A 26,414-nucleotide genomic window follows, 5' to 3' on the forward strand; every position below is an offset into this window, starting at 1 on the left:
CAGCCCACCCGCTTCCTTCAGGAGAATTCCCATGAGCAACGCCAACAACACGTCACTCGAGCAGTACGAGGTCTGGTTCCTCACCGGCAGCCAGCACCTCTACGGCGAGGACGTCCTCAAGCAGGTCGCAGCGCAGTCGCAGGAGATTGCCGCCGCGCTGAATGCGTCCTCCGATGTCCCGGTCAAGGTGGTCTGGAAGCCCGTCCTCACCGACTCGGACGCTATCCGCCGCACCGCGCTGGAAGCCAACTCTGAGGATTCCGTGATCGGCGTGACCGCCTGGATGCACACGTTCAGCCCCGCCAAGATGTGGATCCAGGGCCTGGACCTGCTGCGCAAGCCGCTGCTCCACCTGCACACCCAGGCCAACGTGGAACTGCCCTGGGCAGACATCGATTTCGACTTCATGAACCTGAACCAGGCAGCCCACGGAGACCGTGAGTTCGGCTACATCCAGTCCCGCCTTGGTATTCCCCGCAAGACCGTGGTGGGCCACGTGTCCAACCCGGAGGTCTCCCGCCAAGTAGGCGTGTGGCAACGCGCGTCGGCCGGCTGGGCCGCCGTCCGGACGCTCAAGCTGACGCGCTTCGGCGACAACATGCGCAACGTTGCCGTCACCGAGGGTGACAAGACCGAGGCCGAGCTGCGCTTCGGCGTCTCGGTCAACACCTGGTCCGTCAACGAGCTCGCCGACGCCGTGCACGGCGCCGCGGAGGCCGACGTCGACGCCCTCGTAGCGGAGTACGAACGCCTTTACGAGGTGGTGCCGGAGCTGAAGGCCGGGGGAGCGCGGCACGAATCGCTGCGCTACAGCGCACGGATCGAACTTGGCCTGCGCAGCTTCCTCGAGGCCAACGGCTCGGCCGCCTTCACCACTTCTTTTGAGGACCTCGGAGAACTGTGCCAGCTGCCCGGCATGGCCGTGCAGCGGCTGATGGCCGACGGCTACGGCTTCGGCGCCGAGGGCGACTGGAAGACCGCCATCCTGGTCCGCGCCGCCAAAGTGATGGGTTCCGGCCTGCCCGGCGGCGCCTCCCTGATGGAGGACTATACGTACCACCTCACCCCGGGCCAGGAGAAGATCCTGGGTGCGCACATGCTGGAAGTCTGCCCCTCGCTGACGGCCACGAAACCGCGCGTCGAGATCCACCCGCTGGGCATCGGCGGCAAGGAAGACCCCGTGCGCATGGTGTTCGACACCGACGCCGGCCCCGGAGTGGTGGTGGCCCTGTCCGACATGCGGGACCGCTTCCGCCTCGTGGCAAACGCGGTTGACGTGGTGGACCTGGACGAACCGCTGCCCAACCTGCCCGTGGCCCGCGCGCTGTGGTCTCCGAAGCCCGACTTCGCCACCTCCGCCGCTGCCTGGCTGACCGCCGGGGCGGCCCACCACACGGTCCTTTCCACCGCGGTGGGCATGGACGTGTTCGAGGACTTCGCCGAGATTGCACGGACCGAGCTGCTGGCCATCGACGAAGGCACCACCATCAAACAGTTCAAGAAGGAACTGAACTGGAACGCCGCGTACTACAAGCTGGCCGGCGGGCTTTAGCCTGCCGGGCCAAAAACCCACAGCAGCGACCCATTCGGCGACGGCCGGCCGCCCGGTCACTCTCGCTGCCCGCTCAGCCCTCCGCGGCCGGGCGGGCAGCGAGGGTGACTTTGGTTTCCGCGGATTCGGTGCCGCGGCGGTAGCCGACGTTCACCGTCTGGTCCGGCGTTTTGCCCCGGAGCTCGGCCAGCAGGTCCTCAGGCGAGGACAGTTCCTTGCCGTCGAGGGCGATGAGGACGTCCCCGGGCCGGAGGCCGGCGTCGTCCGCTGGACCGCCGTCGACCACCGAGAGAACCAGTGCGCCGCGCGTGTCCTGGAGCCCCAGCTGTTCGGCGATCTGGGTAGTGATCCTGCCCGGGCGGAGGCCGATGAAGGCGTGGTCCGCGGTACCGTCCTCACGCAGCTGTTCAGCCACCCGGACCGCCGTCGCGGCCGGAATCGCGAATCCCAGGGCCACCGCGCCGGACTGCGGCGGGATGTACGCCTCGCTGATGCCGATCACCTCGCCCCGGGAATTGACCACCGCGCCGCCGGAGTTCCCCGGGCTGATCGCCGCATCGGTCTGAATCAGGTCCACCAGCGACTGGCTGCTGGCTGCCGAGCCGGGGATTTCGCGGTGCAGTCCTGAGATGATGCCCGCCGTGGCGGTGTTTTCGAAGCCCAGCGGCGAGCCGATCACGATTGCCAGTTCGCCCACCCGGGGCAGGTCGGTCTGGAACCTGGCTGCGGGAAGCCCTGTGCGCTTCGCCTCAACGAGGGCCAGGTCCGAGATGGCATCCGCGGCCTTGACCGTTCCGGCGACCCGCTGGCCGTCGGCGAACGCGACCTCCACGTCCGTGTTTCCCCTGACCACGTGCTCGTTGGTGAGGATCAGTCCGTCCGCGGCGAACACCACGCCGCTGCCCACGCCGTCGTCGGTCAGGACCGTGACCACGGACGGCTGGACGTTCTCCACGATCGAGGGGATGTCGGCGGCCGTCATCGGTGTCCCCGGTTGGGCTGTTCCCGGTTGTGAGGTCTGCGCCGGGCTGCCCGCCGTGGCGGAAGTGGCGGACGGCGGAGTGGGCTGCGGACCCGCCGTGCAGGCGGACACCAGAATGACGACGGCGACGGCGACGGCGACGGCGACGGCGGCGACAGCGCCCGCGCCGGCCACTCGATGGCGGGCCAGGCGCACGGATTTGGCTGGCTGTGACTGCATGGAAGTCTCCTCTCACGGCCCCTGTTAAAAAAGTAAGCCCGGGTGCCTGAGCCCGGCCAGTGGCATCTTCCCTTGACTGCGGCGCCGTCAGCATCAACAATGGTTTCTATAACGTTGTAGAAACCAGAAACGAGGATGTTTACGTGGGCACTTCCAAACACGCCACTGCCAAGATCACCCTGGACCCGGCCTTCACCGTGGGCCCGGTTCGCCGCCGCACCTTTGGTGCGTTCGTGGAGCATCTTGGCCGCTGCGTCTACACCGGCATCTTCGAGCCGGGCCACCCCAAGGCTGACGCTGACGGCTTCCGGACCGACGTCCTGGAACTCACCCGCGAACTGGGGGTGTCCACTGTGCGCTACCCGGGCGGCAATTTTGTCTCCGGCTACCGGTGGGAGGACGGCGTAGGGCCGGTGGACCAGCGCCCGGCGCGCCTCGACCTGGCCTGGCACTCCACCGACCCCAATCATGTGGGGGTGGACGAGTTCGCCAAGTGGTCCGTCAAGGCAGGCGTCGAGCCGATGATGGCCGTGAACCTGGGCACCCGGGGGACCCAGGAAGCCTTGGACCTGCTGGAATACTGCAACATCGACGGCGGGACGGCCTTCTCGGACCAGCGCCGGGCCAACGGGGCCAACGACGGCTACGGCATCAAAATGTGGTGCCTCGGCAACGAGATGGACGGCTTCTGGCAGATCGGGCACAAGAACGCCACGGAGTATGGCCGCCTGGCGGCAGACACCGCCCGCGCCATGCGGATGGTGGAGCCGGACCTGGAGCTGGTGGCCTGCGGAAGCTCCGCCCCCACCATGGACAGTTTCGGCGAGTGGGAGCGGGTTGTGCTGACGGAAACCTATGACCTCGTAGACCTGATCTCTGCGCACCAGTATTTCGAGGATTTCGGCGACCTGCAGGAACACCTGTCATCCGGCCACCGGATGGAGGCCTTCATCAAGGACATCGTGGCGCACATCGACCACGTGAAATCGGTCAAAAAGTCCACAAAGCAGGTGAACATCTCCTTCGACGAATGGAACGTCTGGCACATGAGCCGCGACGAATCCAAGGCGCCCACCGGCAAGGACTGGCCGGTGGCCCCGGTACTGCTGGAGGACCGCTACACCGTGGCGGATGCTGTGGTGGTCGGCGACCTGCTCATCACGCTGCTCCGCAACACCGACCGCGTGCACTCCGCCAGCCTGGCGCAGCTGGTGAACGTCATCGCTCCGATCATGACTGAACCCGGCGGGCGCGCCTGGAAGCAGACCACCTTCCACCCGTTCGCCCTGACGTCACAGCACGCCAAGGGCACGGTGCTGCAGCTCGCCGTCGAATCCCCGCTGCTCAGCGGAGGCAAGACGGCGGACTTCGCCGCGCTGTCCGCCGTCGCCACGTTCGACGCGGACGCCGGCGAGGCCGTGGTGTTTGCCGTGAACCGCTCGGCCACGGAGGTCCTGACGCTGGACGCCGCCGTCGCAGGACTTGGGAACGCCAAGGTTGTGGAGGCCGTCACCTACACGAACAAGGATCCGTACTGGCAGGCGACGGCGGATGACTCCACCTCGGTGCTGCCCGGCGAGAACGTCAGTGTCAGGGCCGACGGCGGCCGACTCACCGCCGAGCTTCCCGCGGTGTCCTGGAGCATGATCCGCCTGTCGGTCGACGCGGCCGGACACTAGGCGATAGGGAAGCCAGGTCCCGGTTAGGGCGTGTCTCCGAAATCAGAGGCGCGCCGGATCCAGGTGGACGGGGGCGTCCAGGTCGCGAAGGCAGACCAGGACGTCCCCTTCCACGTGCAGCCGCGCCGCATGGATGCTGGTGCGCTGTTCACGGACCGCCTGGGCCGGGTCCTCCAAGCCGTTGGCCATCTCGGTGTCCTGCCACTCGGGATGGGTGAAATAGAAGATATAGGCATGGTCGCCCTGGGTGACCACGTCTGCATGCCTGCCGTACGTGGCGTCGTCAGCCCCGGAGCCGGGGGCGTCCAGGACAAGGCCGTTGTTGGTTTCCTGCCGGTTCCAGGCGAGGCCGTCGGCTGAGCGGTGCACGGCCTGGCCGCGCCACTCGTCAACCACCATCCAGTACCAGCCGCCCAGCCGGAACACGTTGGGACCTTCGTGGGCGGGCAGCCCGATCACCTGCCCCTCGGCGCGCCAGCTGCCGCCGTCGTCCGGCTCTTCCCCGGCCGACTCTTCCCAGACTGCCGACCAGGTGGTGGAGCCGTCCACTTCGTCCTTGAACCAGAGTCGCGGACGGCCGTCCGCCACCACGGCGAAAGCAGCGTCGATGACGTTCTCGGAGCCCACCTCCACCCGTCCGCCGGACTCCCACTGCTCCAGGTCGGTGCTGGTGAAGTGCACCAGCCGGCGCCGGGTCTGCTCGGCCCAAGTGCGCGGGGCGCCGGCACCCCAGGTCAGGAACATGTGATATCTGCCGTCATGCCACACCACCTCGGGCGCCCAGTGGGTGTTCAGGCCGGGGGAGTCCTCCGGATCGAGGCCCTCCACCACCCCGCGGTACTGCCAGCTGGCTCCTGCGTCCGAGGACACGGCGATCCCGATCCTGGTGCCGGTGATCCAGTCCACGCCATCGGTGGTGAGCGTGGCGCGGCGGGCCGTGTAGAACATCCACCACTCGCCCGTGCCGCGGCGGTGGATGACCGTGGGATCGGCGGCGCCGTCGAACACCGGGCAGCGGAAGAGGGGAGAGGATGCAAGCGGCATGGCAGTTCCTTGTTTACTGGCTGGTGCGGCGGGCTGGCGGAAGCGGACCGGCTGGCGGAAGCCGGTAGAGGCAGGCTCGAGTGGTGCGGCCGAGTCGATTCTATAACGTTGTATATTCTGCGGAAAAGGTAAAACCAAGGCCGGTCTGCAACGATGTAGCTGAAAGTGTTAACGGGGAAGGGAATCACCTGTGGCTGTGACCATGAACGATGTTGCGCGCGCTGCCGGCGTCTCGCTGAAGACGGTGTCCAATGTGCTCAACGACTACGAGTTCATCCGGCCCGCCACCAAGCAGAAGGTGCTCGATGCCATCGCTGAGCTGGGGTACGAGGCCAACCTGACTGCCCGCAGCCTGCGCTCCGGCAAAACCCGGATGCTCGGACTGGTGCTGTCCGACCTGTCCATTCCGTACTATGGGGAGCTTGCGTCCCGGCTGATGACCGTTGCGGCCAGCCGGGGCTATCGCGTCCTCGTGGAGCAGTCCGGAGCGGACGGCGTTCACGAACTGAGCGCGCTCCAGGGACCCTTCCGCCAGCTCACGGACGGGCTGCTGTTCAATCCGCTGGCCCTCGACGTCGAGACTGTTGCCGCGAATCAGGGCAGCAAGCCGATCGTGATGCTCGGGGAGCATATCGCTGATCCGCGCTTCGACCTGGTGACCATGAAGAATGCCGAGGCCGCGGAAGCGATCACCGCCCATCTCCTGGCAGGCGGCCGGCGCCGGATTGCCGTCCTGGGCGCGTCGGCAGGCGACACAACGGACAGCCCCGGCCTGCGCCTGAACGGCCACCGGAAGGCGCTGGAGGCCGCCGGGGCGCAGCTGGATCCCGCCCTCGTGGTGCCCTGCGACTGGCGCCGCGACGGCGGCGCCTCCGGCGTCGGCAGCCTGCTTGATAGTGGAATCCGGTTCGATGCCGTTTTTGGCCTCAATGACGTCATCGCACTCGGCGCCATGCACGAACTCCTGGTCCGCGGCATTAACGTGCCGGATGACGTTGCCGTGGCGGGCTTTGACAACATCGACGAGGCCCGCTTCGCGGCGCCGTCACTCACCACGGTGTCTCCCGGGATGGAGGAAATTGCCGAACGATCCATCCAGCTGCTCATCGACCGGATCGAAGGCGTCGAGGCATCGCCTGCGGGACTCCATGTCGAGGCCGGCTTCGAACTGAAAGTCCGGGACTCCGCACCCTAAGATCCGGGACTTCCCGCTCTAAGTCTGGGACCCCGGCACGGCCGTGGCGGGAATCGGAGCCGGAACCCGTTCCTGTCCAATGGCAACGGTAAGTTCAGGCTTGAAATCTTCGAACTGGCCGACATGCAGATGTAAAAGGTGCGCGGTCCGGCCGGATTACGGCTGCGCCGGAACCGGCCGAGGGGCAAGGAATGGCAATCGCCGAGTAATGAACCGCTCGTGTCAGCCGCCGTTTCAGGATTCCTCGGCCGCGGCCTTTTCCAGGGAATCCTGCGGCGCGGCGAGTGCAATGTACGCACGGTCGGCGACGTTGCCTGCGAGTGCCGAGGCGCCGGCTCTGATGAGGTCAAGGATGGTGCGGGGGCTGCTGCTGTCCATGAGATCAAGGCTAGAAGCTCTCGCACCGGTAAGGGAGGCCCTGGCAGTACGCCCCTCGGATAAGCGCGCTGGCCCGGGCCCGGCAGGCCTGCCACACTGATCCTGATGCAGGCCTTTTTCGATGGACTTCTCAACGCCAGCCCGCTGCTGGTGGCCTGTGTTGTGTTCGCCCTGGTTTTTGCCGAGGACGCGTTCTTTATCGGCTTCGTCATCCCCGGCGAAACCGCGGCCGTGGTGGCCGGCGTAATCGCGGGCAAGGGCGGCATCCCGCTGGCCGTCATGATCGCGGTGGTGGTTTCCGCCGCTATCCTGGGCGACACGGTGGGCTATGAAATCGGAAAACACCTGGGCCCCCGGCTGATTACCCGAAAGATCTTTGACCGGAAGCGCCCCCAGCTCGAGAAGGCCCGGGAGTTCCTCAGGCGTCGGGGCGGCCCTGCCATCTTCCTGGGCCGCTTCACCGCCTTCTTCCGTGCTGTGATGCCGGCACTGGCCGGACTCAGCGGTATGCCCTACCGGCGCTTCGCACTCTGGAACATCACCGGCGGCGTGCTCTGGGGGAGCCTCTTCGTTACCCTCGGGTACCTGGCCGGGAACCTCTACGACGAGGTGGCCCGCACCGCCGGAAGTGCCGCCGCCGTGGTTGTCGCCGTAGTGGCGGTGGCCGTCCTCGTCACCTGGCGGATACGACGGCACCGGCAGGCGACGGCTGCAGACAGCAGCGCGCGTCCACAAAGGTGACCCCGGGGCGGAGACTACTCACCAAGGGTGACCGGGCAGCAGAGGCACGGGTGATCCTAGGCCGCGATGACTAGTGCCCAGTCGGGGAAGGGATCTACCGGTAATGGTGGCTCGGTGTCACCGGGACCGGCGGCACCGGCAAGTGCGTCGGGCCCGTTAGGCGGTTCCCGTTCCGGATCTTCGCCCGTGTGGCCGGGGCGGTCGGGCCAGCGTGGTGGTTCCCAGTCCTGTTGTTCGCTGGGATATGAGCGTCCCGAGGGTGAGGTCCAGCCGGGCGGTTGATCCATGGTGGCGCCAACAGGTTTCCAGCGTGAACTGTGTTTCAGGCGGTGGTGTTTGCGGCATGGCTGGCCAAGGTTCGAGATTCCGGTGCCACCTCCGTTCGACCACGCCAGGAGGTGGTCCGCTTCGTTGTCCAGGGAGTGGTTGTTGCAGCCGGGGAAAGGACAGCGGCCATCCCGAAGCCGCAACCATTGGCGCATCGCTTTCGGAACCGGGTAGCTGGTGCGTCCTATCTCCAGCGGCGCTCCGCTGCGCGGATCTGTCAGGGCGCGCAGGAACGATGTGGCACCGTCCGCGACAAGCTGGCGAGCCATACTGGCAGGTATGGGTCCGTAGCCGTCCAGCACAGCCGGTTCCGTCACGACCCCCATAAGCGACAACACCGGAACGGTAACCAGGACCTGTGCTTTGGGTGAAGGGGTTCCTTCCGCTACCCCTCCGAGCAGCCAGGACGTGGCGACGTCCGCACGCAACTGGGTCAGGGTCCGTGCTTCGGCCGGCCCCTGCAGGGCGCGCGCCGCGTCCGTGGCACGGGACCAGACACCCGCCGCCACATCGGCAGTCACGTAGGCGGAGAGCCACGCCATGCCGTCCCGGTCCGGGACAACTTCCAGCCGACGCTCCTTCACACCCTTGCGGTGGCGGGCTTCGATGCTCACTGGATGGTGCCGTTCACGCCAGCTGCGCGCTTTAGCCCGGAACCTGCCCGGCACCAGCTCCCCGGCCGGGCAGCCACGAGCAGCAAAGGGTGCTTCGGGGTCCAGGAAATGAGCCTCGAGGGCGGCTGCCGCTGCGGGGTCCAGACCGGATGTTTCATCGCACATCGCCCGCGCGTGCTGCCATGAAATGGTCCCTGCCTGCAGTGCGGCGAGCGTCAGCGGCAACTCTGCGGTCAGGGTGGCTGACTCCGCCAGGAGTGCGGCTGCCGATCGTTCACTTACAGTCAGGGCACAGGCCACCTCTGCCGTTACCGCCATGTCCTGGGCGGTGCACTCCTGCGGGGAACGGGCCGGGGCCGCCATAGCTGCGGCAGCGTGGGCGTATCCGGCGGCAAAATGCACCTTCAGCGCCGCCATCCGGCCTTCCAGACTGCCCACCTCAGCCAGGCCATCCAGGCACGCGTCCGCTTCGTCGCAAAGAGGGTCAGCACCAGTCGGGGCCATGTTTCCGGCCGCGCGACTGGCGAATGCAGCCAAGGCAGAAAGGGAGGCCGCCATAACCTCCAACGTCTCCGCAACCGCACAGCTATCCATACCCACAGCATGTCAGCAGGCTCTGACAAAAACGCAGGCGTCAGGGGTGCCCAGGCCCCCACCGCCGGACGTGCCGCCGCCGACGTTGTCGCCGCAGTGGCGGTGGCCGTCCTGGTCACCTGGCGGATACGACGGCCGCTGGCGGATTCGACGGCGCCTGGCGGATTCGACGGTGCCTCGCCGGGGAGATGCCGTCCGAAGCCGCTAACCGCCGGGGCCGCTAACCACCGAGGTCGGTCAGCGGCACCGCTTCCGGCCGTTCGCAGCGGCTGGCCACTTTCACAGCCTGCCCCAGGGCCGCTGATTCGAGCACGGATTCCATCACCTCGAGCACATGGAACGCCAGCTCCCCACCGGCCCGCGGCTCGTGGCCGGCGGGGGTCACGGCAAGGTCGTGGAGCCCGTAGCCGCGGGCGGAATCCACGTAGCCGGCCGAGACGGGAAGCACCTCCCAGCCTTCGCCGTCCAGGCTCCGGAGCTTGACCTCGCCGTCGAAGTGGTTCGGATCGGGCACGATCAGCGATCCGGTTTCGCCGTGGATCTCCAGGTTGGCGGACTGCGTGGCCACCGCGTCGAAGCTCATCACCAGCGTCGAAAGCGCGCCGGACTCATGCACCAGCACCCCCGTGACATGGGTGTCCGTGCTGACCGGAACAGCCTCGCCGGCGCGCGGCCCGGTGCCGATGGTCCGGCTGCCGCGGGTGTGGCTCGCTGCGCCGATCACGGAGGCCACCGGTCCCAGCAGCGTGACCAGCGCCGAGACGTAGTAGGGACCCATGTCCAGCAGCGGGCCGCCGCCGGGCAGGTAATAGAAGTCAGGGTGCGGATGCCATCGCTCATGCCCGGGCGTCACCATGGTGGCTGTCGCAGAAATCGGCGCGCCGATCCGGCCGTCGTCGATCGCCTTGCGGGCGGTCTGGATGCCCGTCCCCAGGACCGTGTCCGGCGCGCAGCCGACGACGACGCCCGCCGCCGCTGCGGCCTCAAGCACCTTGCGAGCCTCTTCGGCCGTGGCGGCCAGCGGCTTTTCGCCGTAAACGGCCTTCCCGGCGGCGATGGCACGCAGGGCAATGTCCGCGTGGGCTGCCGGGATGGTCAGGTTCAGGACAAGGTCCACCTCCGGGTCCGCGAGCAGCTGGTCCACGCCCAGCGCCCGCACGCCCGGGTGCTCGGCAGCCACGGCCTCCGCGCGGGAGGAATCGAGGTCCGCCACAGCCACCAGCCGGACGGTCGCCAGCCGCGGGAACGTGGCCAGGTAGGCGGCAATGATGTTGCCGCAGCCCACCACGCCGACCCTCAGCGGTGACTGCACTGCGGGTGACGCCACTGCGGGTGACCCCACTGCCAGTGACTCAACCGCCGGTGACTGCACTGCGGGTGACGCCACTGCGGGTGACCCCACTGCCAGTGACTCAACCGCCGGTGACTGCAAGGATGAATCAGCTTCTGCGTTTCCTAGCGGCTGGCCCACAGCATGCCCCTTTCGATGATGGTGCGGACATTGTTGTCCTTGAGGATCTCCACGCTGTGTCCGGGCGTGGCCACGAAGATTCGGCCCTCGCCCCACGACCGCGTCCACACCGCCGGCGACACCACGTCCCGGTGCCACGCGTCCTTTTCCCGGGCGGGCAGCGTGGTGGTGGCCAGCACGTCGATGTAGTCATCGGACAGTACCCAGTACTGCTCGGTGGAGAGTTCGAAGTCGCCGATGCCCGCCGTGACCGGATGCTCCGCCGCGGCGGGAAGCATGTTCACGGTGTACGTGCGGTAATTGTCCGTGGCGTCCCCATGCAGCTCACCATGATCCTTGACCGGATGGCAGGCGAACTGCCCGCCGATCAGGTGCAGGTAGTCGGAGTTGTTCCGGTACGAATCGGCGATGCCCCCATGCCATCCCGCCATTCCGGTGCCGGCCTCGATCGCGGAGCGGAGCCCCTCAAACTCGGCCTTCTCAATGGTGGTCATGGTGTTGCACTGCACGATCAGGTCCACGCCGGCCATGTACGCGGCGTCCGCGTACACCGCCGTCGACTCTTCCACGCGCACGGTGAAGCCCTCTTCCCGGAGGAACGGGATAAACAGGTCCGTGGCTTCGACCGGCTGGTGTCCGTCCCAGCCGCCCCGCACAACCAAAGCGTTTTTTGTAGCAGTCATTGTAATGTTCCTTCTCGTCCGTCCACTGAAGTCCAGCGGGAATCCTTGTCTGCGCTGTGCTCCACTGCCGCCAGCACCCGCTGCACCTGAAGGGCGTCGGAGAACGACGGCGTGGGCTGGGTTCCGGCCCCAATGGCCGTCACGAGGTCCACCACCTGGTGCGTGAAGCCGTGCTCGTAGCCGAGCCCGTGGCCCACCGGCCACCAGTTGCCGGTGTACGGGTGGTGGGCCTCCGTGACGTTGATCCGACGGAACCCGAGCGACTCCGGGTCGGCGCCGCTGCCGCCGTCGTAATAATTCAGGTAGTTCATGTCCTCGAAATCGAAGGCGATGGACCCGCGGGAGCCGTTCACTTCCAGGCGCATGGCATTCTTCCGGCCAAGCGCAGCCCGGCTTGCCTCGAACACGCCGATGGGCCCGCCGTCGAACCGTGCGCTGAAGATCACCGCATCATCAACGGTCACCGGTCCGCGCTCGACGTCGGCACCCACCGCGCCGCTCCCGCCGAGGCCCACGAACTCGCCGCCCACGGGACGTTCCTTCGTGAAGGTCTCCATGATGGCCGAGACTCCAGTGATGCGCTGTCCGGTGACGAACTGGGCGGCATCGATGCTGTGCGCGCCGATGTCGCCGAGGGCGCCGGACCCCGATTTTGCCTTGTCCATCCGCCACGTCAGCGGGGCATTCTCATCTGACAGCCAGTCCTGCAGGTACTGCGCGCGCACCTGGCGGATGGTTCCCAATTTGCCGTCGCGCACCATGGACCGGGCCAGGGCAAGGGCCGGGGTGCGCCGGTAGGAATAGCCGCACATCGCAAAGACACCGCGGGTGGCGGCCTCGGCGGCCACCTCCGCCATCTTTTCGGCCTCCGCAACGCTGTTGGCCAGCGGCTTTTCGCAGAGGACGTGCTTTCCGGCCTGCAGTGCGGCGATGGCGATCTCCGCGTGAGTGTCGCCGGGGGTGCAGATGTCCACGAGGTCCACGTCGTCCCGTTCCACCAGTGCACGCCAGTCCGTTTCGGTTTCGGCCCAGCCCAGGCGCTGCGCGGCGGCCGCCACCCGGGCACTGTCCCGGCCGGCGAGCACGCTCAACTCGGGATTCAGCGGAAGGTCGAAGAAACGCGGCGCCGTCCGCCAGGCGTGCGAGTGGGCGGCGCCCATAAAGGCGTGGCCCACCATGCCTACACGTAGCGGCGGGACGTTGCTTTCGGGAGAAAGGTTTTGCGGCGTGCTCATGGGTATGTTCTCCATTGACGGGCTACTTGCTGAAGCCTGCGGTGAGTCCGCTCAGCAATTGCCGGCGGCCCACGACGTACAGGACCAGGATGGGCAGGGTGGTGAGGACCACGGAGGCCAGCACCGCGGGGATGTTCACGCTGTATTGGCCCTGGAAGGTCCAGAGCGCCAGCGGCAGCACGCGCAGTTCCGGGCTCTGGGTGAGGATCAGCGGGAGCAGGAAACCGTTCCACACGCCCAGGCCGTTGTAGATGGCCACGGTCACGATGGCAGGCTTCACCAGCGGCAGCGCGAGCCGCCACATGGTCTGCCATTCGTTGCAGCCGTCCAGCCGCATGGACTCGAAGAGCTCATCCGGCACGTCCCGGATGAAGTTGGCCAGGATCAGCACCGTGAGCGGGATGCCGAACGCGATGGACGGCAGGATCAGGGCCAGGAGGCTGTCGTAGAGGTTCAGCCGGATGATAAGCAGGTACACCGGAATGATGGTGGCCTGCAGCGGAATGGCCAGGCCCATAAGGAACAGGCCGTTGACCAGCTTCAGGAACCGGCCGCGGCCGCGGACAATCGCGAACGCCGCCATGAACGAAAACAGCACCGTGGGCAGGACGGCTCCGGCCGTCACCAGCGAGCTGTTCAGGAAGTACCGTGCAAAGTCGGCCTCCAGCACCATCCGGTAGTTGTCCAGCGTGGGGTTCGACGGCGGTGCCAGCGGGTTCTCGCTGAAGTATCCTGCCTGGCTCTTGAAGCTGGTGATGACGATGTAATAGATGGGGATGATGATGACGGCCAGCCAGAGCCAGCCGCCCACTCCGCCCGGAAGGTTCAGTTTCCGGATGCGGCGGACGAGGCCCCGGTTGGGCGCCGGTTCCGCGGACGTGCGGGCCGCGGGTGCTGCTTTGGTGAGGGTGACGCTCATGTTTAGAGTCCTTCCAGCTGGCTGCCGCCGGAGTTCTTGCCGCCCAGCCGCTGCAGCAGCAGGGCAAGGCCGAGTCCCACGGCCACCAGGATGACGGCGATGACGCTGGCGGGCCCCATCAGGTTGGCCCGGAACCCGGTCAGGTACATGTCCAAAGCAAGGATCCTGGTGGAGTTGCCCGGCCCGCCGGCGGTGAGCACGAAGATGAGGTCGAAGTAGGTCAGCGAGCCCACCACCATGAGGGTGGAGGACGTGATGATGGTGTATTTCAGCTGCGGCACCGTGATGTAGAAGAACTGCTTCACCCGGCCCGCGCCGTCGATCTCGGCAGCCTCGTAGAGCGACTTGGGGATCTGCCGGACACCACCCTGGTAGATCAGGGTGTGGAACGGAACGAACTGCCATGCGATCACGAAAATCACCAGGAACAGCACCAGCTGGGGCTGGCCGAGCCAGTCCTGGGCCAGGAACGGCAGCCCGAGGCCTTCCGCCAGTCCGAAGTTGGGGTCCAGCAACGCCTTGTAGGCGATCGCGATGGCCGCGGAGGAGAGCAGCAGCGGCAGGAAGTAGAGCACGGCCAGTACTGCCCGGTACTTCTGGCTGCCGGCAGTGAAAGTGCCCAGCAGAAGGCTGATGGGCGTCTGGACCAGCCAGGAGACCACCATGATCACGAAGGTCAGCCAGACCGCGTTGTACATCACGGGATCGGCCAGGACGGCGAGCCAGTTGTCCATACCGGCCACGCTGATGGCCCCGATGCCGTCCCAGTTGGTGAAGCTTAGGGCAACCACGCCCAGGAGCGGTAGGACGGCGAAAACCGCGAAAAACAGCAGCGCGGGCAGGACCATCCAGCCCAGGGATCCCCCGCGGGCGCTGCCGGCACGGGCGGCGCGGTCCCGGGCCGCAGGTTCCCGCCCTGTCCCGGCCGGCGCTACAGATTCATGCGCTGTGAGTGCTCCGGCGCTCATTTCCCAAGCGTCGCATTCATGTTCTCGGCGAACTGTGCCGGAGTGATGGACTTGAGGAACAGCTGGTCGATGTTGCTCAGCAGCGCCTCGGCGGCAGTGGGGCTCAGGGCCTGGTCCCAGGACTGCTGCAGGCTGGGCGCGTTCTTGCTCAGCGTGTACACGTACTTCAGGAAGTCCTTGTCCTCGCTGGAGGCGAGCTTGTCCTCGATGCCCTGGACAATAGGCACCGCGCCGGAAGAGATGTAGGCGGTGATCTCGTCCGTGGTCAGCAGGCCGTCCTTGAAGAACTTCTTTGCCGCATCCTTTTCCGCGTCGCTGGCCTTCGCGGAGATGGACAGGTACTGGGCGGGGTTGCCCACAGTGTTCAATGGATCGCCCTTGCCGCCGCTGATGGTGGGGAAGTCGAACCAGCCGAGCTTGCCGTCCTTCACGAACGTGCCGCCGTCGTGCTTCATGCCTCCGTAGGTCCAGGCCCCGTGCAGCATCATGGCTGCCTTGCCGGTGAACAGCAGTGCCTGGTCGGCGTTGCTGTCCGCCGTGATGGAGGAGAAGCCCTTGATGAAGCCGTTGGCGGATACCAGTTCCTGGATCTTGGCACAGGTTTCCAGCACTGCCGGATCGGACCAGGCCTTGGCCTTGCCGTCGAAGATCGCCCGGAAGACTTCCGGGCCGCCGATCCTGTCCAGCAGGTATTCCAGCCACATCATGGACGTCCAGCGCGACTGGCCCCCGAGCGACAGCGGCGCAACGCCCATGTCATTGAAGGTCCTGGTCAGGGCCATCAGCTCGTCCCAGGTCTTGGGCGGCTGGGCGTTGGCCTTCGCGAAGAGTTCCTTGTTGTAGTAGAAGACGATCGGGGCCACCGTCTGGGTGGGCAGGGCGTAGATCTTGCCGTCAACGGTTGCTGCGCCGAAGGAGGACGGGAAGAGCCTGGCCTTTACGTCCGGATTCGCGTCGAACCAGCCGGTGAGGTCCTCCACCTGGCCCGCCTGCGCGTAGGTTTTCAGCGTTCCGCCGCCCCAGCCGTAAATGATGGTGGGAGCCTGGCCCGCACCGATGGCGGTCTTGATCTTGGTCTTGTACGCGTCGTTCTGGAAGGCGGTGGCCACGATCTTGGAGTCCGGATTGGCCGCATTGAACGCGTCCAGACTCTTTTTCCGGATGGACTCGTTGGGTTCTCCGGTCAGGGACCAGAAGGTGGCGCCGCCGGCGGGGGCAGTGCCCGGGCCCGAGGTGCCGCAGGCCGTCACCGTCCAGGCTGCCAGGGGAGTGAGGGCTGCAAGGGCAAGGAATGACCTGCGTGAGGAAAGGCGTGGTTCCATTCTGATCTCCATTGAAAAGTGCCGCGGCTTTGCGGCGCTGGTTGGGGTGCCGACGGGCGGCAGCAGGGACTCGGAACGTTTTCGAAATATTTCGCAACTAATTCGTTGACTGAAATAGAAGCTAGTCCCGTTTGGGGCCCAGCGTCAAGGGTTTTTGGGCAAATCTTGACGGCGGCAGGCCGGTTGGTGCAGACTTCAGCTACCGAAATTTTTCGAGAAAGTTTGTGGAATGCCTGCAAAGACACCGAAGTCCAAGTTGAACCTGGCCGACGTCGCGGCGCTGGCTGGCGTGTCCACGCCCACCGTCTCCAAGGTCATCAATGGCCGCGACGATGTTGCGGAGGCCACCCGGGCCCGTGTCCAGAAGGCCTTAACGAAGCTGGGTTACGAGTCGCCCATGCAGCGTAGGGTCCGGTCCACCGGACCGGCGCTGGTGGACCTGGTCTTTGACGGGCTGGACAGTTCCTACTCCCTTGAAGTGATGTCAGGGATTGTCGGCTGCGCCGCAGAGGAGGGCGCGGAAGTGGTCCTGAGCAGCGTGACTCCGGACAAGCTGCAGAACACGGACCACGAGCAATGGTCCCAGCGGCTTTTTGACGCCGGCCGCAAGGGACTCATCCTGGTGACATCCGAGGTCACGCCCGGCCAGCTGGAATCCTTCCGGCGCCGGAACATCCCCGTGGTGGTCATTGACCCCCTCAATCCGCCCCGTTCCGGGTTCGTCAGCGTCGGTGCAACCAACTGGGCCGGGGGCAAGGCCGCCGCCGAGCACCTGATCTCCCTGGGACACCGGAAAATTGCGTTCCTGGGCGGCCCGGAGGCCGCAGAATGCAGTGTCGCCCGGCTGCATGGCTACCTGGCAGCCTTGCGTGCCGCCGGCATCCCGGCGAATCCCGACTACATCGTGGCAGGCCACTTCCAGCGCCCCTTTGGCGTCGCCGGTGCGCGCCAGCTGTTCGCGCTCGCAGACCGGCCCACCGCAATCTTCGCCGGCAACGATGCGATAGCGCTCGGCGTCCTGGACGAGGCCCGCCTGCAGGGAATCCACGTCCCCGAACAGCTGAGCCTGGTGGGTTTCGACGGGACGGACATCACCGAACAGTCCGTTCCCCGCCTGACGTCCGTGGCGCAGCCCCTTCAGGAAATGGGGCGTACGGCCCTCCGATCCATCCTGCGGCTGGCCAACGGCGAAAACCTGGAATCAACGCATGTTGAGCTGGCAACCGAGCTGGTGGTCCGGGACTCGACGGCGGCGCCCGCTGCCTGATTTTCCCTCCGTGGGGTTCAGCCGCCTGGGCTCCCGCTACCCGGACTTCGGGCGCCTGTACTTAACTTGCAGGAATGCACTCTAAACTTGACGGGTCCCCCGCGTATCTCCGACGCAGTCTGTCTTACTGGCAGGGAATAAGGGCGCAATGGTGTATGTTGCATTGCCGTCAGACAAGAACATTAGAAAAGAGAACCCCCTAAGTGGCAACCGATTACGACGAAGTACGATCCGACGTCAAGGAATCCCAGGACAACTCCCTGGAAGCGCTCCAGTCCGCGAACGCCCCTGACGCACGCAGCGTTGTCCGAGAGCTGGACGAGGCTGACGCACTGGACGATGGCATGGTCCCCGGCGGGGAATTCGTCGCCGAGGAACTCGTAGTCCAGGTAATCCCGCAGGCGCAGGACGAATTCACCTGCTACTCCTGTTTCCTGGTCCGGCACCGGTCCCAGATCGCCCGCGAAAAGAACGGCCACGCCTATTGCGTTGAATGTGAAGGCTAAACGCCGCCACACGGTCCCGGCCCGTCCCTGAACCGGGAGACGGGCCCCGGAAATCTCACGGAAACCTGACCGGCCTACTGTGGTCACGAACCATAGTGGTAGGTGCTCTGGCAGGAGCGCTCCGGCAGGTCTGGCAAAGCCTGGTCCTTCGGGTTTATAAACATAGGACCGAGCCGGGCTGTTGAAGGGATTTTCTGATGCATCTGATGCCCCGTGAGCAGGAAAAGCTCATGATCGTGGTCGCCGCGGACCTTGCCCGGCGCCGCCAGGCCCGCGGGCTGAAGCTGAATTTCCCTGAATCCGTAGCCATCATCAGCTACGAACTGATCGAGGGCGCCCGGGACGGCCGCACTGTCGCTGAACTTATGAGCTACGGCACCACGCTGCTGAGCCGCGACGACGTGATGGAAGGCGTGCCCGAAATGATCCACGACGTCCAGATCGAGGCCACGTTCCCGGACGGCACCAAGCTCGTCACCGTCCACGATCCGATCCGATAGGGGCGGGCCATGATTCCGGGCGAGTACGTTCTCGGCACCGCTCCTGTGGTTGTCAATGCCGGCCGCGAGGCAATCGACGTCGTCGTTGTCAACACCGGTGACCGGCCCGTTCAGGTGGGTTCGCACTACCACTTCGCCGAAGCGAACGCTGCCCTTGTGTTTGACCGCGAGGCGGCGTACGGCCGCCGGCTGGACATTCCGGCCGGCACCGCGGCCCGGTTCGAGCCGGGGGACAGCAAGACTGTCCGGCTGATCGAGGTGGCAGGCCGCCGCGAAGTCTTTGGCCTGAGTAATGCCGTCAATGGCGCGCTCGACGCCGGCAGGGCCCGGCAGGAAGCGAAGGGGGAGGCCAAATGAGTTTCGAGCTGACGCGCAGGCAGTACGCGGACCTGTACGGCCCCACGACCGGTGATGCCATCCGCCTCGCGGACACCGAACTGTTCCTCGAGATCGAGAAGGACCTCACCGTCTACGGCGAGGAAGTGGTGTTCGGCGGCGGCAAGGTGATCCGCGACGGAATGGGCCAGAACGGCCAGGTCCTGCGGGATGAGGATGTTCCGGACACCGTGATCACCAACGCCGTCATCCTTGACTACACCGGCATCTACAAGGCCGACGTTGCGCTCAGGGACGGCCACATCTTCAGGATCGGCAAAGCCGGCAACCCGCAGATCAGCGACGGCGTGGACATCGTCATCGGCGCGAGCACCGAAATCATCGCCGGAGAGCGGAAGATCCTCACCGCCGGCGGCGTGGACACCCACATCCACTTCATCTCGCCGGACCAGGTACCCACCGCCCTCGCCAGCGGCGTGACCACCATGGTGGGGGGCGGAACCGGGCCCGCCGAAGGCACCAAGGCCACCACCGTCACCCCCGGCAAATGGCACATCCAGCGGATGCTGCAGGCCACCGAAGGGATGCCCATCAACATCGGCCTGTTCGGCAAGGGGCACGCCTCCGCCGTCGAACCGCTCGCCGAGCAGATCCGGGCCGGTGCCATCGGGCTCAAGATCCACGAGGACTGGGGCTCCACCACGTCCTCGATCGACAACTCCCTGGAGGTGGCGGACGAATACGACGTCCAGGTGGCCATCCACACGGACACCCTCAACGAGTGCGGCTTCGTGGAGGACACCATCCGCGCCATCGGCGGCCGGGTCATCCACACTTTCCACACCGAGGGCGCCGGCGGCGGCCACGCCCCGGACATCATCAGGATTGCCGGGCTTCCCAACGTCCTGCCCGCCTCCACCAACCCCACGCTGCCGTACACACGCAACACCATCGAAGAGCACCTGGACATGCTCATGGTGTGCCACCACCTCAACCCGGACATCCCGGAGGACGTTGCATTCGCCGATTCCCGCATCCGCGCCGAGACCATCGCCGCCGAGGACGTACTGCAGGACATGGGTATCTTCTCGATTACTTCCTCCGACTCGCAGGCCATGGGCCGGGTGGGCGAGGTGATCACCCGCACCTGGCAGGTGGCGGACAAGATGAAGAAGCAGCGGGGCGTCCTCAAGGACCCCCGGGGAGATAGCGCGGCCGGCGAGCATGGTTCGGCTGCCGGTCTGGGCTCCGAGAGCGACAACTTCCGGATCAAGCGGTACGTGGCGAAATACACCATCAACGCCGCCATCGCGCAGGGCATGGCCGGCTCCATTGGCTCCGTCGAGGAAGGCAAGTTCGCGGACCTGGTGCTCTGGGACCCGGCGTTCTTCGGGGTCAAGCCGGAACTGGTGCTCAAGGGCGGGCAGATCGCCTACGCGCTGATGGGCGACGCCAACGCCTCCATCCCCACCCCGCAGCCGCGGACCATGCGGCCCATGTTTGCCGCATTCGGCAAGGCCGTGCAGCAATCCTCCATCACGTTCCTGTCCCAGGCCGCCATCGACGCCGGGGTGCCGGAAGAGCTGGGCCTGCAGAAGGTCATCCGGCCGGTCTCCGGGATCCGTTCGCTGACCAAGGCCGACCTCAAGTACAACGACGCCACACCGGACATCCAGGTGGACCCGGAAACGTACAAGGTGACCGTGGACGGCGAGGACGTCACCTGCGAACCGGCGGACGTGCTGCCCATGGCACAGCGTTACTTCCTCTTCTAAGTTCCCGACCCCCCGGAGCCCCACGTGATCATCGAGAAAGTCCTCGGCAACCTGCACGACCTTCCCGCCGCTGAGACCGCGGCCTTCGCCGGGCTGCATACGGAGAAGGTGGTGCTGCCCAGCGCCCAGCTGGTCAAGCGCATCCAGCGCGTCACCACGGACCACGGCAAGGAGCTCGGCATCCGGCTGCCGTCCGGTTCCGGGGACCTCCGCGACGGCGACATCCTGCACGTGGCCGAAACCAACATGATCGTGGTGTCCGTGCTCCCCACAGACGTCCTGGTGGTGGCGCCGCGGACCATCCACGAAATGGGGGTGGTGGCGCACTCGCTGGGGAACCGGCACCTGCAGGCCCAGTTCTTCGATGCCGCCTCCGAGTACGGCGCCGAAGTCATGGTGTGCCAGTACGACCACACCGTGGAGGACTACCTTAAACACGTCGGAGTGCCTTACGACCGCCAGGAACGCGTCATGCCCGTCCCCTTCCGCCATGCCGAACACTCGCACTGACCCCGAGCCCGGTGGTCGAGCCTGTCGAGACCGGATTTCGACGGGCTCAATCACCGGGGAGACGGGCTCAATCACCGTGGAGTCGGGCTCAATTGCCGGGTCCTACCAGCTGGCCCTGCAGCAGCTGACCGACTCAGCTCTTCCTACCGGGGCGTTTGCCCACTCGCTCGGGTTTGAGACGTACATTGAGCGCGGGCTGGTTCACGACGAGGGGTCTTTCGGGGTGTGGCTTTCCGCGTTTGTGGGGCAGCAGCTCAGCTACTCCGACGGGCTTGCCATCCGGTTTCTGTATGAGGGCTGGGACGTTGCCGAGCTGGATGCGCTGCTCACGGCGCAGCTCCTGCCGCGGCAGCTGCGGGAGGCGAGCATCAAGATGGGCACCAGGCTGCTGGAGATCGGCTCCGAGGTCTTCCCTTCCCCGGAACTGAACGTTTACCGGCAGCTGGTGACCACCGGCCGTGCCGCCGGCCACCAGCCGCTGGCGTTCGCCGTCGTCGCCCGCTCCCTGGCAGTGCCGCTCCCCGAAGCGCTCGCCGCGTACCTTTTCGCCGCGGTCACCTCGCTGACCCAGAACGCGGTCCGCGCCATTCCGCTCGGCCAGAACGCCGGCCAGCGGCTGCTGCGGAAAGCGGCCGACGACGTCGCTGCCGCCGTCGAACGGATCGCCCGCCTGGCGCCGGACGACTTCGGGGCCGTCAGCCCCGGACTGGAAATTTCGCAGATGCGGCACGAGCGTCAACGTGCCCGCATGTTCATGAGCTAGCAGGAGGACAGAATGGCTGAACCCATCAAGATCGGCATCGGCGGACCGGTCGGCGCCGGTAAGACCCAGCTCGTGGAGCGGCTCACCCGGCACATGAGCCGTGAGATCTCCATGGCCGCCATCACCAACGACATCTACACGATCGAGGACGCCAAGATCCTGGCCGCCAACGGCATCCTGCCCGAGGACCGGATCATCGGCGTCGAAACCGGCGGCTGCCCGCACACCGCCATCCGCGAAGACACCTCGATGAACACCGCTGCCATCGAGGAGCTGAAGAAACGCCACCCGGACCTGCAGGTGATTTTCGTGGAATCCGGCGGCGACAACCTCTCCGCCACGTTCAGCCCCGAGCTGGTCGATTTCTCGATCTACATCATCGACGTGGCGCAGGGCGAGAAGATCCCGCGCAAGGCCGGCCAGGGCATGATCAAGTCCGACCTCTTCATCATCAACAAAACCGACCTCGCCCCGCACGTCGGAGCGGACCTCGCCGTGATGGAGCGGGACTCACGCGAGTTCAGGGGCAGCAAGCCGTTCTGCTTCACCAACCTGAAGACCGACGAAGGCCTCGACGCCGTCATCGAATGGGTGCGGCGCGACGTCCTGATGCTCGACCTGGCCCAATGAGCACGACGGCGGCCCCGGTGGTCGAGCTTGTCGAGACCCAGGGATTTCGACAAGCTCAATCACCGGCGATAGGGGAGCTTGAGTTGCGGGTCGAGATGCGCGGGGGCAGGTCCGTGGCTGCCCACCAGTACCACCGCGGCGCCTTGCGGGTTCTGCGCCCGCATTACCTGGATGATTCCGGGCAGGTCTGTTTTGTGCTGGTCAACCCGGGCGGGGCCTATCTCGGGGCCGATCTTTATGTCCTTGACGTGGAGGTTGGTGAGGGTGCCAGGTTGCTGCTGACTACGCAGTCCGCCACGAAGATCTACCGGACGCCGGGGTCGTTTGCCGAGCAGCGGATGACCCTGCGGCTGGGGGAGGGGGCGCAGCTGGAGCTTGCTCCGGACCAGCTGATCGCCTACCGGGAGGCCAGCTACCGGCAGAATACGCACATCACCGTCCGCCCGTCGTCGGGCCTGGTGATGGCGGAAGTGGTCACGCCGGGGTGGTCCCCGGACGGGGCGTCCTTCCGGTACGAGGAACTGCGGCTCCGCACCGAGATCCACGTGGAAACCTCCGGTGGCACCGAGCTGCTCGCCCTGGACAACCTGCTGATCCGGCCGCCCCTCAACGACGTCACCGGAATGGGGTTCATGGAAGGCCGCAGCCACCTGGGGTCGCTGGTGGTGGTGGATCCCCGTGTGGACCAGGGCCTCGCCGACGAGTTCCATGCACTTACCGCCGGACACGACGCCTGCACCGGCGTGTCTCTGACCGCATCCATCGGCGGAACAACCGGCCTGGTGCTGCGGTCGCTGTCCGACTCCACGGAGGAACTCAACCGGCTGCTGGGTGCGTGTACTGCCCTCCTGCGTGAACGCTGGCACGGGCAGGAGCCCCTGAACCTGAGGAAGTACTGATGACCACCCTGGCCCAGTTCGCCACCATGTACCGGGAGCGTGAGCAGCTGCCGCTCCGGACCCGGATGCTTTTCGCGTATGGTGCGGTGGCCGCGCTGCATATTGCCGCCGTCGTGCTTCTCCTATCCGGAAGCCTGCGGGGCGGAAGCCTTGGGGCCGAAACGGCGGCGGGACAGCCGCTGGCCCTGGGCCTGGTGCTCACCGCCTACCTGGCGGGCATCAAACACAGCTACGACTGGGACCACATCGCCGCGATCGACAACTCGACGCGGAAGTTCGTGGCGCAGCGGAAGGACCCCGTGAGCGTCGGCTTCGCGTTCAGCCTGGGACACAGCTCGGTGGTGATCCTGGCCGGGGTCCTGGTGGTGGGCGGCGCAGCCATGGTGGGCCAGTTCATGGAGGACGGCACCACCGGGAACCTGGTGCTGGGCCTGATCGGCAGCGGTGTCTCCGGGCTGTTCCTGCTGGCCATGGGCCTGTTCAACGGCTCGGCATTCCTCCGCGCCGCACGTGCGTACCGCAACGTGCAGGGCGGCGGCGAACTGCGGGACGGGGACCTGGAAGCGACAGGATTCGTTGCGCGACTGCTGGCCAAACCGCTGGCCCGGGTCCAGCGGCCGCGGAACATCTACGTAATCGGCTTCCTGTTCGGGCTGGGTTTCGATACCGCCACCACCATCGGGCTTTTGGTGATGACGACGGCGGCCTCCCTCGCCGGAGTCTCCCCGCTGGTCCTCCTGGCGCTCCCGCTGGCATTCACCGCGGCCATGACGCTCTTCGACACCACGAACGGCGTCGCCATGATGCGCATGTACCGATCAGCCATCCACAATCCGCAACGGAAGCTCGGCTTCAACACCCTGATCACCGGCATCTCGGCTGTGTCCGCCCTGTTCGTTTCGGCCATAACCCTGGGCGGATTCTTCAACACGGCCTTTGGCCTGGAGGACCCCCTGACCACCTGGCTCGGTGCGGTGGACCTGGGCGACGCCGGCCTGCTCCTCGTCGCTGTACTGCTGGCAGTGTGGGGTGCCGTTGCCCTGTGGGGCCGGCTGAAGGGGCGTTCACAACCCGCCTAGCCGCAACCCAGGCATCCCCATGACGCCGGCCCAGGCGGATGGGAGGATAGGACGCATGGAACTGCACATCACGGGAGACCCCGCTGCCGACAAACTACTCAGCGACGACGCGTTTGCGCTGCTCACCGGAATGCTGCTTGACCAGCAGGTGACCATGGAGTCGGCCTTTGCCGGCCCTGAAAAGATCCGGACGCGCATCGGATCCATGGACCCCGCGGCGATCGCCGGGTACGACCCCCAGGGCTTTGTCGAAATGTTCAAGGAGCGGCCCGCCGTGCACCGCTTCCCCGGATCAATGGCCGGACGAGTCCAGGCCCTGGCCGAGACGGTGCACAGCGACTGGAACGGGGACGCCACGGCTATCTGGACGCAGGGCAACCCCGACGGCCGGGAGGTGCTGCGCCGGCTCAAGGCCCTGCCGGGATTCGGCGAGCAAAAGGCGAAGATCTTCCTGGCGCTTCTGGGGAAGCAATGCGGCCTCCAAGCGGAAGGCTGGCGCGAGGCCGCCGGGCACTACGGCCAGGAGGACGCCTTCCTTTCCGTCGCCGACATTGTGGATCCGGAATCGCTGAGCAAGGTGCGAGCCAGCAAGCAGGCCGCCAAGGCCGCTGCCAAGGCTGCGAAGACCGCCGGGGACTGACAGCCGGCAAAGTCAAGCACTACTGGATGGAAGGCGGATACCGTGAGTGAGCAGCCAGCAGGCAAGTTCGCCTCCCTCTGGGCGGCCACCAGCGCATCCACGGGCTACGCAGCCCTCGACGCGGACGTTGAGGTCGATGTAGCCGTGATCGGTGGCGGCATCGCGGGCCTGACCGCTGCGCTGGCCCTCAAACGCGCAGGCCAGACCGTGGCCGTGCTGGAAGCGGCCCGCGTTGGCACCGGAGTCACGGGGAACACCACCGGCAAGGTCACCTCCCTGCACCGGCTGGCCTACACGGAACTTGCCGGCCGGCACGGTGCAGGGACGGCCCGCATGTACGGAGAAGCCAACCAAGCCGCAATTCAGCACGTGGCCGCCACGGTTGCCGAAGAAGGCATCGACTGCGGCTTCCGTCGGGTATCCAACTACACGTACGCCGAATCAGAAGCCACGCTCGATCTGGTCCGGGAAGAAGCTGCGCTGGCAGCCAGCCTCGGGCTTCCTGCGTCATTCACCACCGACGTCCCCCTGCCCTTCGAGGTTAAGGGCGCGGTCCGCTTCGATGACCAGGCACAGATCCACGCGCTCAGGTACGTGCAGGGCCTGGCACGCGCCGTCGACGGGGAGGGCAGTTTTATCTTCGAGGAGTCGCCCGCCACGGGGTTCCGGGACGGTTCCCCGGCAGTGGTGGACACGGAGCGGGGCTCGGTCCGGGCCCGGGAGATCATCGTGGCGACGAATATGCCCATTGAGGACAAGGGAATCTTTGATGAGCGGTGCTACCTGCACCGCTCCTATATCGTGGCCGGACGCACGGCTCTTCCTCCTTTGGATTCCACGTTCCTCAGCGCGGACCAGCCGATGCGCTCCATCCTGACCATCGACCTCGATGGCACCAGTTACGTACTGGCCGGCGGGGAAGGCCACCCCGCGTCGGAGCGCACCGATTCCGCCGAGCGGTACCGGCGGCTCAGCGGGTTTGCCCGTGACCGCCTGGGCGTCGACGAGATCGCCTACCGCTGGTCCACCCAGGACGCCATGCCTGCTGACGGGCTGCCGTATGTCGGGCAGATGTCTCCGGAGTCCCGCCATATTCACGTGATCACAGGACTGCGCAAATGGGGCCTGACCAACGGCACGGCAGCGGCACTGATCCTCCGGGACACGCTGTGCGGCCGGCCCAACCCGTGGGCGGCAGTGTTTGACAGCACGCGAGTCTCTGAAATCACGCCGGACGCAGCTGCCACTGACGCCGCCCCGGCCGTTACGGAGGACGTCACCGAAACTGCCCCCGCGTCGAGCGGCGCCGTTCCGAGCAGGTCGGACCTTGTTCGGGGTGCAGGGAACGTGGTGGACGTGGACGGGGCGAAGACCGCCGTCTACGTCGGGCCAACGGGGAACGTCAGCGCCGTATCGGCCGTCTGCACCCACCTGGGCTGCACCGTGGAGTTCAACCCGGCGGACGTGACCTGGGACTGCCCGTGCCATGGGTCCCGGTTCAGCACAGACGGTACCGTCATCCAGGGCCCCGCCACCCGCAACCTCGCTGCCGGCACGTTACCGGCCGACCTCAGCTGAGCAGCCCG

Annotated in this window: 26 protein-coding genes; 16 read left to right on the plus strand and 10 right to left on the minus strand. The window is 66.3% G+C overall.

The features are described from left to right. The first annotated feature begins 31 nt into the window (after positions 1-31). Positions 32-1,552 carry an L-arabinose isomerase gene (gene araA / locus J2805_RS02425; protein ID WP_309968590.1) on the plus strand — a complete coding sequence of 507 codons (1,521 nt, stop codon included), beginning with the start codon at positions 32-34 and terminating at the stop codon, positions 1,550-1,552. Positions 1,553-1,625: 73 nt separating this feature from the next. Here the strand turns inward: araA and J2805_RS02430 are convergent, their stop codons facing one another. Beyond that, positions 1,626-2,753, minus strand: coding sequence for a S1C family serine protease (locus tag J2805_RS02430; protein WP_309968593.1), 1,128 nt, complete (start codon positions 2,751-2,753; stop codon positions 1,626-1,628). Between the two features lie 143 nt (positions 2,754-2,896). Here J2805_RS02430 and arfA point away from each other — a divergent pair, with 143 nt between their 5' ends. Further along, the gene (arfA, locus tag J2805_RS02435; RefSeq protein WP_309968596.1) at positions 2,897-4,432 is read left to right on the plus strand and encodes an arabinosylfuranosidase ArfA; all 1,536 of its coding nucleotides are present in this window, start codon (positions 2,897-2,899) and stop codon (positions 4,430-4,432) included. 42 nt (positions 4,433-4,474) lie between these two features. On the opposite strand, the gene J2805_RS02440 is transcribed toward arfA, so the two are convergent. Next, positions 4,475-5,476 carry a family 43 glycosylhydrolase gene (locus J2805_RS02440; RefSeq protein WP_309968599.1) on the minus strand — a complete coding sequence of 334 codons (1,002 nt, stop codon included), beginning with the start codon at positions 5,474-5,476 and terminating at the stop codon, positions 4,475-4,477. A gap of 190 nt (positions 5,477-5,666) precedes the next feature. On the opposite strand from J2805_RS02440, the gene J2805_RS02445 reads away from it, so the two are divergent. Next, complete coding sequence (locus J2805_RS02445) at positions 5,667-6,671, plus strand: LacI family DNA-binding transcriptional regulator (RefSeq protein ID WP_309968602.1); 1,005 nt, start codon at positions 5,667-5,669, stop codon at positions 6,669-6,671. Positions 6,672-6,905: 234 nt separating this feature from the next. Here the strand turns inward: J2805_RS02445 and J2805_RS02450 are convergent, their stop codons facing one another. Next, a complete protein-coding gene (locus tag J2805_RS02450; protein WP_309968605.1) occupies positions 6,906-7,049 on the minus strand; it encodes a hypothetical protein in 144 nt (47 codons plus the stop codon). Positions 7,050-7,154: 105 nt separating this feature from the next. Between J2805_RS02450 and J2805_RS02455 the strand changes: the two genes are divergently transcribed. Continuing rightward, positions 7,155-7,790, plus strand: a complete 636-nt coding sequence (locus tag J2805_RS02455) for a DedA family protein (protein ID WP_309968608.1) — start codon at positions 7,155-7,157, stop codon at positions 7,788-7,790. Between the two features lie 56 nt (positions 7,791-7,846). Here J2805_RS02455 and J2805_RS02460 read toward each other — a convergent pair whose 3' ends face one another. The 7 genes from J2805_RS02460 to J2805_RS02490 all read right to left on the minus strand — a co-directional run bounded on the left by J2805_RS02460 (position 7,847) and on the right by J2805_RS02490 (position 15,923). Next, positions 7,847-9,289, minus strand: coding sequence for an HNH endonuclease signature motif containing protein (locus J2805_RS02460; protein WP_396134188.1), 1,443 nt, complete (start codon positions 9,287-9,289; stop codon positions 7,847-7,849). Between the two features lie 256 nt (positions 9,290-9,545). Continuing rightward, positions 9,546-10,637, minus strand: coding sequence for a Gfo/Idh/MocA family protein (locus J2805_RS02465; protein ID WP_309969103.1), 1,092 nt, complete (start codon positions 10,635-10,637; stop codon positions 9,546-9,548). Between the two features lie 143 nt (positions 10,638-10,780). Next, complete coding sequence (locus J2805_RS02470) at positions 10,781-11,479, minus strand: ThuA domain-containing protein (RefSeq protein ID WP_309968614.1); 699 nt, start codon at positions 11,477-11,479, stop codon at positions 10,781-10,783. Beyond that, positions 11,476-12,714 (minus strand): Gfo/Idh/MocA family protein, encoded by a 1,239-nt coding sequence (locus J2805_RS02475; protein WP_309968616.1) that lies wholly within the window; start codon positions 12,712-12,714, stop codon positions 11,476-11,478. Before J2805_RS02475 ends, J2805_RS02470 begins: the two co-directional genes overlap by 4 nt. 22 nt (positions 12,715-12,736) lie before the next feature. Then, positions 12,737-13,633 carry a carbohydrate ABC transporter permease gene (locus tag J2805_RS02480; protein WP_309968619.1) on the minus strand — a complete coding sequence of 299 codons (897 nt, stop codon included), beginning with the start codon at positions 13,631-13,633 and terminating at the stop codon, positions 12,737-12,739. 2 nt (positions 13,634-13,635) lie between these two features. Beyond that, a complete protein-coding gene (locus J2805_RS02485; protein ID WP_396134189.1) occupies positions 13,636-14,601 on the minus strand; it encodes a carbohydrate ABC transporter permease in 966 nt (321 codons plus the stop codon). Then, positions 14,598-15,923 (minus strand): extracellular solute-binding protein, encoded by a 1,326-nt coding sequence (locus J2805_RS02490; RefSeq protein WP_309968622.1) that lies wholly within the window; start codon positions 15,921-15,923, stop codon positions 14,598-14,600. Before J2805_RS02490 ends, J2805_RS02485 begins: the two co-directional genes overlap by 4 nt. Before the next feature lie 229 nt (positions 15,924-16,152). On the opposite strand from J2805_RS02490, the gene J2805_RS02495 reads away from it, so the two are divergent. The 12 genes from J2805_RS02495 to J2805_RS02550 all read left to right on the plus strand — a co-directional run bounded on the left by J2805_RS02495 (position 16,153) and on the right by J2805_RS02550 (position 26,406). Continuing rightward, positions 16,153-17,190 carry a LacI family DNA-binding transcriptional regulator gene (locus tag J2805_RS02495; protein ID WP_309968625.1) on the plus strand — a complete coding sequence of 346 codons (1,038 nt, stop codon included), beginning with the start codon at positions 16,153-16,155 and terminating at the stop codon, positions 17,188-17,190. Between the two features lie 203 nt (positions 17,191-17,393). Next, positions 17,394-17,696: a DUF4193 domain-containing protein gene (locus J2805_RS02500; protein WP_309968627.1), complete on the plus strand. Its 303-nt coding sequence runs from the start codon at positions 17,394-17,396 to the stop codon at positions 17,694-17,696. A 197-nt stretch (positions 17,697-17,893) separates the two neighbouring features. Continuing rightward, positions 17,894-18,196, plus strand: coding sequence for an urease subunit gamma (locus J2805_RS02505; protein WP_307048333.1), 303 nt, complete (start codon positions 17,894-17,896; stop codon positions 18,194-18,196). Between the two features lie 9 nt (positions 18,197-18,205). Next, positions 18,206-18,553 carry an urease subunit beta gene (locus J2805_RS02510; protein ID WP_309968633.1) on the plus strand — a complete coding sequence of 116 codons (348 nt, stop codon included), beginning with the start codon at positions 18,206-18,208 and terminating at the stop codon, positions 18,551-18,553. Beyond that, entirely contained in the window at positions 18,550-20,307 is a 1,758-nt protein-coding gene (ureC, locus tag J2805_RS02515) for an urease subunit alpha (protein ID WP_309968636.1), read from the plus strand. Before J2805_RS02510 ends, ureC begins: the two co-directional genes overlap by 4 nt. Before the next feature lie 24 nt (positions 20,308-20,331). Beyond that, positions 20,332-20,817, plus strand: a complete 486-nt coding sequence (ureE, locus tag J2805_RS02520) for an urease accessory protein UreE (protein ID WP_309968639.1) — start codon at positions 20,332-20,334, stop codon at positions 20,815-20,817. A gap of 91 nt (positions 20,818-20,908) precedes the next feature. After that, positions 20,909-21,580, plus strand: a complete 672-nt coding sequence (locus tag J2805_RS02525; RefSeq protein WP_309969109.1) for an urease accessory protein UreF — start codon at positions 20,909-20,911, stop codon at positions 21,578-21,580. 12 nt (positions 21,581-21,592) lie between these two features. Further along, positions 21,593-22,210 carry an urease accessory protein UreG gene (gene ureG / locus J2805_RS02530; RefSeq protein ID WP_309968642.1) on the plus strand — a complete coding sequence of 206 codons (618 nt, stop codon included), beginning with the start codon at positions 21,593-21,595 and terminating at the stop codon, positions 22,208-22,210. Continuing rightward, entirely contained in the window at positions 22,207-23,109 is a 903-nt protein-coding gene (locus tag J2805_RS02535; RefSeq protein WP_396134190.1) for an urease accessory protein UreD, read from the plus strand. The genes ureG and J2805_RS02535 overlap by 4 nt, the downstream gene beginning before the upstream one ends. Further along, the gene (locus J2805_RS02540) at positions 23,109-24,188 is read left to right on the plus strand and encodes a HoxN/HupN/NixA family nickel/cobalt transporter (RefSeq protein WP_309968648.1); all 1,080 of its coding nucleotides are present in this window, start codon (positions 23,109-23,111) and stop codon (positions 24,186-24,188) included. Before J2805_RS02535 ends, J2805_RS02540 begins: the two co-directional genes overlap by 1 nt. A gap of 55 nt (positions 24,189-24,243) precedes the next feature. Next, positions 24,244-24,828, plus strand: a complete 585-nt coding sequence (locus tag J2805_RS02545; protein WP_309968652.1) for an HhH-GPD-type base excision DNA repair protein — start codon at positions 24,244-24,246, stop codon at positions 24,826-24,828. Positions 24,829-24,870: 42 nt separating this feature from the next. Next, positions 24,871-26,406: an FAD-dependent oxidoreductase gene (locus J2805_RS02550; protein WP_309968654.1), complete on the plus strand. Its 1,536-nt coding sequence runs from the start codon at positions 24,871-24,873 to the stop codon at positions 26,404-26,406. Positions 26,407-26,414 lie beyond the last annotated feature (8 nt).

It is taken from the genome of Arthrobacter oryzae (genome assembly GCF_031454875.1).
Lineage (GTDB): Bacteria > Actinomycetota > Actinomycetes > Actinomycetales > Micrococcaceae > Arthrobacter > Arthrobacter oryzae_D.

Coding starts and splice junctions, on each gene's coding strand:
- araA (WP_309968590.1), top strand. CDS start 32: ATGAGCAACGCCAACAACACGTCACTCGAGCAGTACGAGGTCTGGTTC.
- J2805_RS02430 (WP_309968593.1), bottom strand. CDS start 2,753: ATGCAGTCACAGCCAGCCAAATCCGTGCGCCTGGCCCGCCATCGAGTG.
- J2805_RS02440 (WP_309968599.1), bottom strand. CDS start 5,476: ATGCCGCTTGCATCCTCTCCCCTCTTCCGCTGCCCGGTGTTCGACGGC.
- J2805_RS02450 (WP_309968605.1), bottom strand. CDS start 7,049: ATGGACAGCAGCAGCCCCCGCACCATCCTTGACCTCATCAGAGCCGGC.
- J2805_RS02455 (WP_309968608.1), top strand. CDS start 7,155: ATGCAGGCCTTTTTCGATGGACTTCTCAACGCCAGCCCGCTGCTGGTG.
- J2805_RS02460 (WP_396134188.1), bottom strand. CDS start 9,289: ATGGCGGCCTCCCTTTCTGCCTTGGCTGCATTCGCCAGTCGCGCGGCC.
- J2805_RS02470 (WP_309968614.1), bottom strand. CDS start 11,479: ATGACTGCTACAAAAAACGCTTTGGTTGTGCGGGGCGGCTGGGACGGA.
- J2805_RS02475 (WP_309968616.1), bottom strand. CDS start 12,714: ATGAGCACGCCGCAAAACCTTTCTCCCGAAAGCAACGTCCCGCCGCTA.
- J2805_RS02480 (WP_309968619.1), bottom strand. CDS start 13,633: ATGAGCGTCACCCTCACCAAAGCAGCACCCGCGGCCCGCACGTCCGCG.
- J2805_RS02485 (WP_396134189.1), bottom strand. CDS start 14,601: ATGAGCGCCGGAGCACTCACAGCGCATGAATCTGTAGCGCCGGCCGGG.
- J2805_RS02490 (WP_309968622.1), bottom strand. CDS start 15,923: ATGGAACCACGCCTTTCCTCACGCAGGTCATTCCTTGCCCTTGCAGCC.
- J2805_RS02495 (WP_309968625.1), top strand. CDS start 16,153: ATGCCTGCAAAGACACCGAAGTCCAAGTTGAACCTGGCCGACGTCGCG.
- J2805_RS02505 (WP_307048333.1), top strand. CDS start 17,894: ATGCATCTGATGCCCCGTGAGCAGGAAAAGCTCATGATCGTGGTCGCC.
- J2805_RS02510 (WP_309968633.1), top strand. CDS start 18,206: ATGATTCCGGGCGAGTACGTTCTCGGCACCGCTCCTGTGGTTGTCAAT.
- ureC (WP_309968636.1), top strand. CDS start 18,550: ATGAGTTTCGAGCTGACGCGCAGGCAGTACGCGGACCTGTACGGCCCC.
- ureG (WP_309968642.1), top strand. CDS start 21,593: ATGGCTGAACCCATCAAGATCGGCATCGGCGGACCGGTCGGCGCCGGT.
- J2805_RS02535 (WP_396134190.1), top strand. CDS start 22,207: ATGAGCACGACGGCGGCCCCGGTGGTCGAGCTTGTCGAGACCCAGGGA.
- J2805_RS02540 (WP_309968648.1), top strand. CDS start 23,109: ATGACCACCCTGGCCCAGTTCGCCACCATGTACCGGGAGCGTGAGCAG.
- J2805_RS02545 (WP_309968652.1), top strand. CDS start 24,244: ATGGAACTGCACATCACGGGAGACCCCGCTGCCGACAAACTACTCAGC.